This is a genomic window from Pseudomonas quercus (assembly GCF_012033695.1).
Lineage (GTDB): Bacteria > Pseudomonadota > Gammaproteobacteria > Pseudomonadales > Pseudomonadaceae > Aquipseudomonas > Aquipseudomonas quercus.
The window spans coordinates 351,721-363,834 of sequence record NZ_JAAVJI010000001.1 but is presented as its reverse complement, the minus strand read 5'-3'; the positions used below and the strand labels follow the sequence as shown (position 1 = coordinate 363,834).

Genomic DNA, 12,114 nt, shown 5'->3' with positions numbered 1-12,114 from the left:
TGGGTGAACGGGTGGGTGATCGTTAGGGAAGCTCCGAGCAACTTCGACATAAAGGTCGCTCAGGCGCAAAAACGCTGAAAATAGGTCCGATTTTCGGCGTGTTACTGCTCTTTTGGGGGACAGATCAGGCTTTTCAGCCCGATCTACCGCTTTACACGCGCAACTCGCCCAAACCCACCAGCTGTTTTCGCGTCATCCACAAATTTGACAGTGCGAACAACGTGGTCAGTTGAGCGGTGTTTTTGATCAGCCCGCGGAAGCGTGTTTTCACGTACCCGAACTGGCGTTTGATGACCCGAAACGGATGCTCGACCTTGGCCCGAGTCTGCGCCTTAGCCCGTTCGATGCGTCGCTTTCCTTTGTAAATCAGGCTGCGTTTGGGCAGCGCCATGTAGCTGCTTCTCCGCGCTGCGATCTGCCAGATAACGTCACGGTCGGCATGTTCCTTGCGCTTTTCCACACCGGTATAGCCGGCATCGGCATACACCGCATTCTCCTCGCCATGCAGCAGTTCAGCCACTTGGGTAACGTCCGCCACGTTGGCTGCGGTGCCATGAACGTGGTGCACCAGGCCCGATTCCACGTCGGCACCAATGTGCGCTTTCATCCCGAAGAAGTATTGATTTCCCTTCTTTGTCTGGTGCATTTCGGGGTCGCGTTTGCCGTCCTTGTTCTTCGTCGAACTCGGTGCATGGATGATCGTGGCATCAACGATGGTGCCCTGGCGCAACGACAGGCCCTTGTCCTGCAGGTAGCCATTGATGACCTGCAAGATACCGGCAGCCAGCTGGTGCTTCTCCAGCAGGTGGCGGAACTTCATGATCGTGGTGTCTTCGGGAATGGGCGCACTTAACGTGAGGCGGGCGAACTGGCGCATCGGCGTGATCTCGTACAGCGCTTCTTCCATGGCCGGATCTCTCAGCGAGAACCAGTTCTGCAACAGGTGAATGCGCAGCATGGTTTCCAGTGGATACGGCTTGCGGCCACCACCCGCCTTGGGATAGTACGGCTCGATCAACGCCACTAACCCCACCCAGGGCACGACTTGATCCATCTCGGCAAGAAAGCGCTCACGCCGGGTTTGCTTGCGTTTGCCAGCGTATTCGAAATCGGAAAAGCTCATCTGGCTCATGCGGGCTGCCGTGGGTGGGTAGGCGATGGGTTATTTCAGCACAGGTTGCGGGGGATGGGGAAACTTGATCGGAGAGTCCTTAAGGCTCATTCAATCCATTAGCATGAAATTTCGTTCCACTGAGCATCACGCCTCATATAGCGGTAGACACTCTGCCCTAGCCTTTGTACGAAAAGTGGCTGCGCCTGCCCATGCTGTTTCAAAAGCCAGCTAAATGGCTAGCCTAGACTGGGCGTCCCCGACTAGGCGTCCCCGACTAGGCGTCCCCAACTAGGCGTCCCCGTCGCAACGCTCATTTACAGCCAGTAAACCTGGCGGCCGGCCCAGCCGAATGCGGCCCAGCCGAGTGCGGCCCAGCCGAGTGCGACCCAGTCCGCTTCCTCGCTGGCTTTCTCATTGCCTGCGCGGCCCGGCCTGGCCTTTGCTCGCCGACTTTTCGTACAAACCCTAACACGTGGTTAAACAGGTAAGACATCTGGTTACGGGTGTAACTAATGGCTGTAGCCACTCCTTGAACATCTAGGCTAGGGTCGAGGTGGGTTCAGGGCCTAGCTACCACTCCGTATCGATGCCGTCTTCAGGCTGTGGGTTGAATACCTCCTGCATAAATTGCTGAGTAAAGGCGTTGGCGGCAAACGAGGCGGCAAAGGCCTGGCGAACGGCTTCATATGTGGGTGAGCTTTCAAGCCCTTGCGCCTTCATACGGGCCAGCGCCTGCTGCAACGCTGTTACCTGCTGTTTCGCGGTACGGTACGCCGTTGCCCCGTCCTCCCCCTGATACTGCTTGAGAAAGCCGAGCACCGCCTTGTGGTCAGTCGCATCCAGAGCCACCAGTTCGGAATAGAATTGCTCGAACACAGGGTCCGGGGTGGTAGCCCGCGGGCTTTCCAGGCGGCCCTCCAAACCCACGGTAGTGGCCTCGCCCATTAGGGTGCCCTTGCCCTCTGCCAAAGGTGTTATCCAGGTCATGCCGGTACCTCGGGTGCCAACTGTTGCACTAGTGACTCGAACCATTCACGAAACCCCTTCAGTGCTTCGGCATCCAAGCGTGTCGCCTCGGCCGCCAGCCCTTTGAGGGTATGCGCCTGGTAGCGTGCCTGAGCCTGTGCAGCCACGGGCACGTCAAGCTCCAAAACCTGCTCACCCAGGCAGAACACAAAGCGGTCCTGGTCATGGCATTCAACCTTGATCGCACCCTCCCAGCACTGGCCCAGGCGCTCCCGCCAAGCAGGGACCTTTTCTCTGCATACCGCTGGCAGTACCACATGAAGCGTGTGTTGCGCGGCCTTGGGCTGCTCTTCCAGCCACTGTTCCAGGCGCTGGCACGGCCAGTTCCCGTCAATCATCAAGCTTTGGAAAAGGCTATGCAGCTGTTGCTGGACTTCACCACGCAGCCGCTCGCCAGCCCCACGTGCGCCGATAAGCCACTGGCCAATGTCACCTACCGCGTGGCTGACGCCGTAGAGGTAACCCTCACGATAGGCCGCCAACCGGGTGGCTTGGGCGCTTTGGTTGGCCTCCTCTACTAACTGGGCAGCGCGCTTGCGTGCCTGTTCAAGCAGGCGACGCTGCTCTCGGAGGCTGGCCAGTGCAGGGGCGGCAATAATCATGGGATCGTCGCCAGGCCCTTCAAGTGTCTTAACTGTATCGAGCATGTTGTACCGCCTGAACGATTGTGGCGAAAGGGTAGGGCTGGGTTGGCCAGGCCGAAGCCAATTGCTGCGCGCGGGGGCTGAATACCAACGGCACCCGCTGGTGTAACCCTGGGCAATCAGGCAACGCGTCGAGCAGGGCCCGTAGGCCGCCGGCCGCCAGGCGTAGCTCAAGTGGCTCTTCAGGGGCGGGAGCCATGGGTTCTCGAGGGCCAAGTGCAAGGCCCGCGAACCGTCGCTGGGCTGGGCTCAGCCGTTGGGAAAGCCCACCCCAGGCTAAGTGTGGCCACAACCGGTAGGCCCCAAGCAACGTCGCCGCAGGGGCCAGTAACGGCCAGTGCTCGACCCACCAGCGATGCGCAGGATGCTCGGTCAAGGGAGAGAACTGCTGGTTGATCATGGGATTAAGCAGCGCGCCCACCGCTGAGGCATCAAATGCACCCGGCAACCCTACGCGTTGCGGGTGCATCCACTGCAGAGGTTGATCAATCAGGTTTGACATAGCCCGCTACCCACCGCCCTGCTCGCTCACGCTGCCACCACAAGGCCAAGCCAGCGCCCGCCACGCCAATCAGGCCCAGCCACCCCCATGCGGCCCAGCCACCACTACGCGCTATCACGTGAGGCGCTGCATGCTGGGTAGGCGTGCGTTTATTGAGCACTACGGAAATGTTGTCGTAATCCACCTGGGTAAAGCTGTTGCGCAGGAACCGTTTTGTGTCATTGATGAGGTTCTGTGGGTCAACATCTCGCTCATACACCACCAGCGCAGAAAGGTGCACCGGTGCGGCCTTGCGCCCTCCTTCGCCAGCGTCCAGGTCATAGCTGACATGCACGCGTGCAGCAGCCACTGCATCGAGTGTGCTCAGCGACTGTTCAAGCCGTTGCTCCAAGGCTGAATACAGCCGGGCCTTTTCTGCTCGGGGCGAGGCTACCAATGCATCGCTGGGAAACAGATCAGCCACTTCCACACGGGGCCGGGACGGTAGCGCATAGGTGGTAAGCAAATCTACGGCTGCCGCGAAATCCGCCCCCTCTACCTGCACCGAATAGCCCTGTTTCCCCTTGTCCTGTTTGACGGCAGCGATGTTGTTACGCTGTAGCACGGAGACCACTTCATTGGCTTGCAGTTGGTCCAGCCCGTCCAGCAGCGACGGTTGCCGACAACCTGCAAGGGCGAGTAACGCCACCAGCAATAGAAACCGTTTCATGAGGCGCGCAGAAGCGTTTCGACCGTGCTGACGGCCTTGCGCACCAAGGCGTTGATCAGGGTCACATCCACGTTGTACTGCGCCATTTCAGCCTGTACTCGGGCCAGCACTTCGGGGTTGGAAACATCGCTGGAAGCGATGGTGTCTTGAATAGAGGCTTCTGCCAAATGGGTATCACGGCTGGCTTGGGCAATACCCTCCAGCAGGCGGTGTTCCAGGGATACCGGCTGGCTGTCTTCGTGCGTGCGTACCAGCGCCACGGAAGCTTCGAGCGAATCGGCTCCGGCGAGGAAAATATGAGACATGTAAGGCTCCTTGAGTGGCTGACACTGGGGCCAGCCATACCGCTGGCGCTTAGCGCGCAGCCTGGATGATGGCGGTATCGATTTCCTTGAACCCCTTGACGGTGTTGGTCGCCACGTTACGGAATACCGTGTACGACGAAAACGCTGCTTGGTAAGAGGCCAGCAGGCCAGGGTCTGAGGGGTCTTTGTACAATTCGGCCAGCGCGGTATCCAAGGCCGACTTCAGCCCTGCCGCGCCCACTTCAAAAGCGTTAGCTTGGCTACCAAGAAAGTCGTCGTGAAAGTTCACTGGGTTTGCAACGGAGGTCATGGATCAGGTCCTTATTGAGGTTTGGAGAAATACCAAGAAGACGGAGACAACTTCACGTAGCCGCCAGCCCCGTATTGGAATGACTTGTCCTTGAGCCAGTCATCTTTGAGTTCTACAGCGAAGTAAACGTAGCGGTCGCCATAGTGCTGATAGAACTGGCTCACATAGTCCCGGACAGCGGCAATGTCGGTGTCTGTGAGGTTGCCACGTAATGAAAAGGTGACTGAATCGGCCTTTGTGTGGCGCTCAAAGGGTATGGCCAACCGTGCCAGCCCTTGCTCGGCGACACGGACCAGCTCAGCGTCGTCAGCGCTGCGTACCTGAACCTCTCGAGCGTAAGGCATAGCCGCTAGCAAGGCGGTTTCGAGGGCTTTCTGTGTACCGGGGGTAAGCAGGTTGCGTTGCTGGCTGAGCCACAACTGAGGCAACTGGATGTGTGCCAGGTCCAGGCGATGGTAGGCAACTGCGGGGAAGGCATCGGCTAGCATGGCCTGCACACGGTCCCTCTCCTCCCGGCGTACCAGTACCTGAGTGGTGCCCTGCACGCCTTGCCGCATCAGGACCTGCCGCGCCCATCGCGCTTCACGCTCATGCTCAGCGAACACATACACCTGGCCATTGCTGCCACGCACCACGTCCAGCGGGCCTGCTGCGCCTGCCAGCACCGTCTCCACGCTAGCTACCGAGGTGTCTTGCAGCCAGTAGGCCATGCCCCCGGCAGCCGCGAGTAGTACAACCGCAGCTGCGCCCACCAGCCACCCCGCCCTGCCTGCCCCTTTGGTAGTCGCTGAGGCCGTGCCTTCGGTTGACAGTACACGGTCTGCCCAAGGCTCATCGCTTGGCTTGAGGGCAAAGAGCAGTGAACCCACCTGGTGTGGGGTTTGGAACGGCACGGTTTCTTCGCGGCTTTGCGCCGTTTCAAGCCAGCGGACCTGGCAGCCGTTGAGGCTATTCTCACCGAGCAGAATCTCGAAATTGCTGCTGGCCTGCTCCAAGGGCACGTACAGGGCCTCTACCGGCACAGTAGAGGGCGACTGCCCGTCGCAATACTGCGCAGGCGGGCCTACCACAACCAAGGTAACAGGGCGCGTCAGCGTGAATTCCGCGCCACTGAGTGGGCCGTTGAGAATGCGCAGCACACATGGCTTTGTTTCGGACACCTGCATGGTTCACTCGCTGAAATTTAATTCGACGCCCATGGTAAGGCGTTGCCCGAGGCTAAACCTGATCGAATTATCGGGGTACAGCCATCAACTGCCGATACCGCACCCACACCTTGCGGGCGTAGGCCTGGCGCTTGTCTTCGCTGGCGGCGGCACTGCCGGCGTTGTAGGCCCCTACCGCTGTCCAGTTGTAGCCATGACGCTCAATGAACCCCTGCAGAATGCTGGCGCCCACCTCTACGCTCAGGCATGCATCATTTTGCAGCCTGGCCTCAGTGATGCCACGCTGGACTAGCCTGGGAAAGTGATAGCTGTTGATTTGCATCAGCCCTACATCGCGTGAGCCATCAGCATTGTGATTCACGGCGCGGTGACGGCCAGACGATTCAACCTCGGCAATGGCGGCCAATAGCAAGGGGTCGATCCCGTAGCGTAGGCCGGCCGCTTCAAAACACTGCGCGACGGCGCTAGCGCTAAACAGCCACAGGGCCAGAGGCAACCAGCGCTTCATGCCAGCCGCCTGGTCGATACAGCCTCTAAGCCACACACCCGTGGGTCCCCCAGGTCATCCTGCAGGCGAGGTTGATCAACGCGTGCCAGGGCCCGCCAAGCCTGAGCGGCAACCTCATCGCCCGCTGTCTCGCGAAGTACGGCAATTTCGTCCACCGATAGCGGCCAGGCCGGATGAGCGGCCTTCCACGCCTGAAAGGCCTGGCGACCGGCCACGCGATCGGCCCGTGCGACCACGTAGGCGTGCCACAGGCCTAGCTTTCCGGGTTGGTGAGCGGCAACGCCGCGTAGGCGCCGACGCGCAAGTCGCGACTGGCCGGCCCATGCCAGCACCATCGCGTGCCAATGGGCCAATACTGGCTGGCGCTGACCTACCGCTTCACATGCCTGTTGCGCAAGGGCCACAGCGCCTTGCGGTGAGGCGGTAAAACCCAGGCGGCAGCGCAGGAGCCACATTGGCACCGAACGAGGCTGAGCTTGCAACGCTTCATCCAGCACGTCCATGGCCCGCCTAGGCGCATGCAGGCACGCGTGGCAGTAGGCACGGTAATACAACAGGTCGACCTTGCAGGTGTCTGGCAACCATTCAGCCGCACGTAACAAGGCCTGGGCAGTGCTCTTGCCTCCCTGAGCCACAGCAACCAGGGCCAACCTTATGAGCGCCGCGCCATAATCGGGCTTGAGCGCGAGCGCCTTGGATAACGCGTGATCAACTTCCAGCATCAGCTCATCGTATTTGCCCAGCGCCAGCGTTGCCTGACCAATCAGCGCTTCGGCCAGCCCGCACCACAGGTAGGGGTCATGGCCATCTGCGCCCAGCCCGAGCCGGTAGTGATCAACCACTTGTGCCAACTGGGCGGGGGTGTAGTCCACCTCAAGGGGGCGGTGGGTATCTAGCGTAAACGGCTGGGGCTGCTCGACCGGGAAATCGCGAATGGTACATAAAAGGCGGTAGCCTTGGCCGTAGACGCTTGCTATGTCGCCCTTGTTGGGGCCAAATGCCTTGCGCAAGGCATACACACACCGCGTGAGCGACTCTTCACTCACATCTCCACCCGGCCAAAGCTGAGAAAGCAAGGCTTGTTTGCCTACCAACGCGCCACCCGCCTGCAACAGCAGCTGCAATAGCCTTAACTCCTTGGGTGGTAAATGAACAGGCACGCCCTGACGCAAGAAGGTGCCATCGCCGTGCAATTCAAAAGCGCCAAATATATAGCGGCGACGTAGAAAAAACCCGCGCGCAGCAGTCATGGAAAATGCCTCCTTACAAGGGTGTAAATGAAGGCGACAGTATGTATTTTTGTTTCAGCAAAGGATCTAAGCGTTGTCTCAATCACCGGTGCAGCCCCTTCTATTCAGCACTTTTAGGACAATGCCCGGATAGAGCATGGAGGGCCGCACACAGGTGGATGAACGAGGCTCAAGCGGGGTTTTCATATAAGGCGCTCGCAGCTCAACAGGAACGCCGCCGAATAGTCGGCGGCGTTCCATGTTGCGAGCTTATATACGCGGAAAGCATAAGTGCTTTCTCTAGAAAGCAGTGTAATTACTGAAACTAAGCGTAGGAAATTTCCACCTCCACTCAGCGGTCACTGATACTTAGGCATACCATTTTAAACACATCACCCGCGGTGTTGAGGGTGGCCATGCGGTGAGTATCCAACTCACAGGCAAAGTGCTCGGACAAAATGATACATAATTCTACCAGGTCGGATGAGTCCGAACCTAAGTCATACACTAAGCGAGTACCCGGCCCTATGCTTTCAAGCGGCACGGCATAGTGGCGGGCGATGAGGGCGAATACGTCGGCTGGCGCAGGCATTAATCACCCGTAATAATACTAGTCCAACGATTGCTTTTTTGTGATGTACCTGAAGAGCCAAGGCCCGCCTCACTTTGGTTATTTCCAACCCCAGTTATATGGGGCTGGTTAGAAACAGAGGTAGCCGATGCATTTTTCGAATTGGTACTTGATGCCCCAGTATCACTAGATAGGATTTGCTCAGTAGGTTTATTCATTTGCGCGTTAAGGTAAGGACTAACGGTAGCGTAAACCGACGGATTTTTTAGATCCAAATAACTAAACGGTTTTGCTGGTTTAGTTGAAGCAGGAGAATCAGAAATCACACCTTCTCCAGCAAGGCCGCTTGGGCGGGGTGCAGTTGCCTGAAGTACTTGACTTGATTGTGAATCTTTCTCAGCAGGTTTATTTTTATGCGATTCAAAGTACGGACTAAAGCTAGTGTGAACATGTTTAAGGTTTTTAGCCAAATAATTAAACTGCGATGTTTTGGGTAGAGATGAAGCACTAGGACCAACCCCGCTCCTTTCAGCAAGGACGCTTACATGGGGTGAAGATTCCCCGCGTTCTTGAAGCTTCTCCTTCAATTCATCTATAACAGTGAGATTATCACCTTCACGCGTGCTAGTAGGGTGGATATTCCTGTTGAATCCGCCGGTGCTCGCTGTTAAAGATCTGGATGCAGCGTAGCCTTCTAGAACAGGTAATCGACTTATCAAGGGATTCTGTTGGTTAGCGTTTGCGCTTACATAAGAGGATATCTGCTCACCTTCCGTCGGGTCCGATTGCGTGGAGGAACGGGGTAGGCCTCCTAAAACAGGTTCGGTACGTGACCTGGACGGACTCAAAGAATCACCGTGAATCGACTGCTCATCGTCGACATGATCTCTCAAATTAGGATCTATATCGCCCGCCGAGGCTCTCTCCTTAGCCTGCGGCGGCTGCTCTAATGAGCTAGCCCCACCTAGAAAAATCACCTCCCCCCCAGAGCTAGGATAAATGTTAATGCTAGGAGAAATGTTAGGAGAGATATTTATTGTAGTGCTGCCACTGCCTGAAACTGCCGGAGTGCCATTAAAGCCCTGAGCCTGGCCATTACCCCCACAACTATTAGAAGGCGATTTATTCGCGGCTTCGGGTTGGCGCGCTGCATCATGGGCTGGGGCACCTAAGAATGGCAACTGGGTTACATTCGCTAACCAGTCATCGAAAATTTTCACATTTAGCCCACCAGGCCCTAAACTTATCTTCTCCTGCCAAACCTTGAAAGTTTTTTCGGACAACTTAGCCATATCTAAAGTATCGAGCACCCCACCGAACGTGGACATGCCTGGCTCTTGATGCTGCTGGCGCAGACGTTGCACCAGCACTAGATCAAGTAAGTCTCTGATTTCTTTGTTAACTTTATCCTGAACTATAGGGGTTGCCAGCATTGAATTAGCGCGTTTATCAAGCAGTTCCGAAAGTTCTTCGGCCCTCTTATAAGCTTCGATAGCGCCTTTATCGCTGAGGTTTAAGCTAACAATGCTGTACCCTTTCGCATTACACTTAACACTAAGCTTGCGCAACTCGGCTTCATACACTGTCGCACCCAGAATTTGTGCAAGCTTTATCATAGCTGCGAGTTTAAGCTTAGTTGGATCTGACGCGTTTTCCTCACCCAGCGCCGCCAGCCGGGCTGTAAATGCGCATGGATCGGTGCAACTTTTTGTATCCATGCATCGCGTCGTATAATCCGCTAATATTTTTTTTGTTTCAGCAGGCATATTTTCAGTATTACGAGCGCACTCTAGCTGGCCCCCTATTATATTATGAGACCTTGTCATAGCTGGTAAGTTTATCGCACTAGCGCTGCCAACAGCAGTCAAACCGGGCATACCCGCTCCTTAAAAATTAGCATAACCCTTGAGCATCTCAGCAAACTGGCTCAATTGCGATGACAGTATTTTGATAAAGTTATCGTGATAGGCATTGGCGTTCGAGTACTTGTTGGTCGCCAACTGCAGATAGTTCTTCATGGCACCTTCAAAGCCGTAGAAACTGGTTTTCCACGCCTCGAAACGGGCAACGTTGATTTTTACCCCATCGTCCCACCCTTGCGTGGACTTGATCATGTCCTGCAGAGGAGTGAGGTCCATCATGATGACCCATTTCCCATCGATCTGTTTTACGCAACTTTCGGGCAGGCCCATTGCCGCCGCCCAGTTCCTGGCGTCTTGCTCGGTGGCCGATACGCCGTCAGGGGGGTACAATTGACCCTCAGGGGCTTTGCTATAGCGGTTAATCAGGTTTTGTACCGCATTTCGGAAGGTGGCAGCTTTGAACTCGATATCGTTGTCACCGGATGTCCAGAACCAGTGCGCAAGTTGCGCAACAATTTCATCATTGAAGGCTTCGTAGAAATCCGTGTACTTCCCCACCAATTCTTCGAAAATGTCCAGATAGCTGCCCCCTATCAAGGCAATCAAATCCTGCAGGCCATCGAAGAACCCGTCTCCGGGGGTTTGAAGCGCCAGTGGTGGTACTGCCGTGAGCAAATAAGCCTGGCGTTGCGCATGTATATCGGTGAGCAGTTTGCTAGCTTCCACCATCGCCGCACTGTCTTTTGAAGCGGGTATTAGTGTGGAGGTTACCAGTTGCTTCGCCTGCTCCAGCAGCCTTTTCTTCATTAGCTGCGCTACTCTGGTGCTCTGTAAAAAATTTATCTGGTCCGAAATAAGCACCGCATTCAGCCCTACGTTTTGCTCGAACACAAGATCGGGGCGCTTAGCCATCAAGGCGGGGTCCAATGGTTTTAGGCGCCCGTGCCGAGGCACTTCTGGCAATGCTTCTTTCAGGTATGAATCAAGCTTATCCAGCCCTTCAAGCAATGAGCCAGATGGCTGTGCCTCGCCCTGATATAGGCTGTGTGACCCTTTCTGTATAGGGAGCGAGTGCGCCGAAGGCACAGCAACGTTATACTGCTGTGGGCGATGTAATTGAACAATTTCATTCATGATCGCTACCTTAAGACCTGGCGTTGGCAATAGCCGCTTGTGCAGCAATCCTGCTGTTCTCAATCTGCTGTACGGTCTGCAAGGTGCTGGCAATCGCCTTCTGTGTCTTTTCCTTTTCGCCAGCAGCGTTTTGCGCACCCTCGTTACTGACACTCTGGCTTTGTTGATAGGCAATCTTCTCTGCTTCGTGCTTCGCACTCACAGGTTGTTGAGTAGTTGCAGTTAGCGTGCCAGCTACCATTGCCAAGCTGCCCAGGGTAACGGCCTTGTTGCTGGTCAGCTGAATGTCAATCGTATTAGCCTTGGACTGCATAGTTTGTTCGGCTGCTTCATTACGGGCCTTCCGGGCACTGCTAAGTAGAACCTGGCTATCCTGGTGAGAAGGGCCAGCACTCCCAACAATAGCTTCTTCCCGCTGCGCTTGCCGCTCGTTGGCCAGCGCTGGCCGGTCGTTGGCCTTCATGTTTTTATGTGCCATGGTGCTTGCCTTGGCGTGCAAGCCCAGCGACCCGGCAGCCAGGCCTGCCGTTACAACGGCACCCATGACCTGACCCATCAGGTTGGCGCGGGCGGCTTCAACGCCTTTGGTGCCGGCGTTGGCAGCCATTTGATGGGCCATGATCATCATCTGCCCGCTCAGCTTGGCGTTGGCTTGTAACGCCTGCTGCAGCGCAATCAGCAACGCGTAGATCTCAACCATGTCGTTGCCCCAGCCGCTCATGTCGAGCCCTACTGGTAAATCCTTGTCCTGCGGCGACACACGTTCGTTCAACGCTTTCAGCTTCTCTTCCTCTAGGTCTGCAAGGCGTTGCATCGCCTGGTCCATGAGAGTAGGAACATCCACAGGCTCGCTTGCCGAGGTTGCAGGTACTACCTGGTTATCGATAGAAACCTGCTTCGCAGGCATGGATTGCAAGGCAGGCCGCGTTTCGAGCAACGTCTCCGGGACAAAACCTGTAAATAGGGAAGACAAAGGTGTAACTGTTGAAGAAGCGGTAACGGCTGTCATGTCAGAGTTCTCTTGGTTATAAAAG

General features: G+C 56.3%; 14 protein-coding genes. All 14 read right to left on the bottom strand.

Annotated elements, in window-relative coordinates; translation table 11 throughout:
- Window positions 1-151: 151 nt before the first annotated feature.
- Window positions 152-1,132: an IS5 family transposase gene (locus tag HBH25_RS01600; RefSeq protein WP_168080831.1), complete on the bottom strand. Its 981-nt coding sequence runs from the start codon at window positions 1,130-1,132 to the stop codon at window positions 152-154.
- Window positions 1,133-1,684: 552 nt separating this feature from the next.
- On the bottom strand, window positions 1,685-2,101 hold the full coding sequence (locus HBH25_RS01595) for a hypothetical protein (RefSeq protein ID WP_168080829.1): 417 nt from the start codon (window positions 2,099-2,101) through the stop codon (window positions 1,685-1,687).
- Window positions 2,098-2,787, bottom strand: coding sequence for a hypothetical protein (locus HBH25_RS01590; protein WP_168080827.1), 690 nt, complete (start codon window positions 2,785-2,787; stop codon window positions 2,098-2,100). The genes HBH25_RS01595 and HBH25_RS01590 overlap by 4 nt, the downstream gene beginning before the upstream one ends.
- Complete coding sequence (locus HBH25_RS01585; protein ID WP_168080825.1) at window positions 2,771-3,286, bottom strand: hypothetical protein; 516 nt, start codon at window positions 3,284-3,286, stop codon at window positions 2,771-2,773. Before HBH25_RS01585 ends, HBH25_RS01590 begins: the two co-directional genes overlap by 17 nt.
- Window positions 3,270-3,995, bottom strand: coding sequence for an EscJ/YscJ/HrcJ family type III secretion inner membrane ring protein (locus HBH25_RS01580; RefSeq protein ID WP_168080823.1), 726 nt, complete (start codon window positions 3,993-3,995; stop codon window positions 3,270-3,272). Before HBH25_RS01580 ends, HBH25_RS01585 begins: the two co-directional genes overlap by 17 nt.
- Entirely contained in the window at window positions 3,992-4,300 is a 309-nt protein-coding gene (sctI, locus tag HBH25_RS01575) for a type III secretion system inner rod subunit SctI (RefSeq protein WP_168080821.1), read from the bottom strand. Before sctI ends, HBH25_RS01580 begins: the two co-directional genes overlap by 4 nt.
- Before the next feature lie 49 nt (window positions 4,301-4,349).
- Window positions 4,350-4,610: an EscF/YscF/HrpA family type III secretion system needle major subunit gene (locus HBH25_RS01570; RefSeq protein WP_168080819.1), complete on the bottom strand. Its 261-nt coding sequence runs from the start codon at window positions 4,608-4,610 to the stop codon at window positions 4,350-4,352.
- Window positions 4,611-4,621: 11 nt separating this feature from the next.
- Window positions 4,622-5,776 (bottom strand): PrgH/EprH family type III secretion apparatus protein, encoded by a 1,155-nt coding sequence (locus HBH25_RS01565; RefSeq protein ID WP_168080817.1) that lies wholly within the window; start codon window positions 5,774-5,776, stop codon window positions 4,622-4,624.
- Between the two features lie 67 nt (window positions 5,777-5,843).
- The gene (locus tag HBH25_RS01560; RefSeq protein WP_168080815.1) at window positions 5,844-6,284 is read right to left on the bottom strand and encodes a transglycosylase SLT domain-containing protein; all 441 of its coding nucleotides are present in this window, start codon (window positions 6,282-6,284) and stop codon (window positions 5,844-5,846) included.
- Complete coding sequence (locus HBH25_RS01555) at window positions 6,281-7,534, bottom strand: winged helix-turn-helix domain-containing protein (protein ID WP_168080813.1); 1,254 nt, start codon at window positions 7,532-7,534, stop codon at window positions 6,281-6,283. The genes HBH25_RS01560 and HBH25_RS01555 overlap by 4 nt, the downstream gene beginning before the upstream one ends.
- 331 nt (window positions 7,535-7,865) lie before the next feature.
- Complete coding sequence (locus tag HBH25_RS23640; RefSeq protein WP_168080811.1) at window positions 7,866-8,105, bottom strand: acyl carrier protein; 240 nt, start codon at window positions 8,103-8,105, stop codon at window positions 7,866-7,868.
- Window positions 8,105-9,961 (bottom strand): hypothetical protein, encoded by a 1,857-nt coding sequence (locus tag HBH25_RS01545; protein WP_168080809.1) that lies wholly within the window; start codon window positions 9,959-9,961, stop codon window positions 8,105-8,107. Before HBH25_RS01545 ends, HBH25_RS23640 begins: the two co-directional genes overlap by 1 nt.
- Before the next feature lie 9 nt (window positions 9,962-9,970).
- Window positions 9,971-11,080, bottom strand: coding sequence for an IpaD/SipD/SspD family type III secretion system needle tip protein (locus HBH25_RS01540; RefSeq protein ID WP_168080807.1), 1,110 nt, complete (start codon window positions 11,078-11,080; stop codon window positions 9,971-9,973).
- Window positions 11,081-11,090: 10 nt separating this feature from the next.
- Window positions 11,091-12,089 carry a hypothetical protein gene (locus HBH25_RS01535; protein ID WP_168080805.1) on the bottom strand — a complete coding sequence of 333 codons (999 nt, stop codon included), beginning with the start codon at window positions 12,087-12,089 and terminating at the stop codon, window positions 11,091-11,093.
- Window positions 12,090-12,114 lie beyond the last annotated feature (25 nt).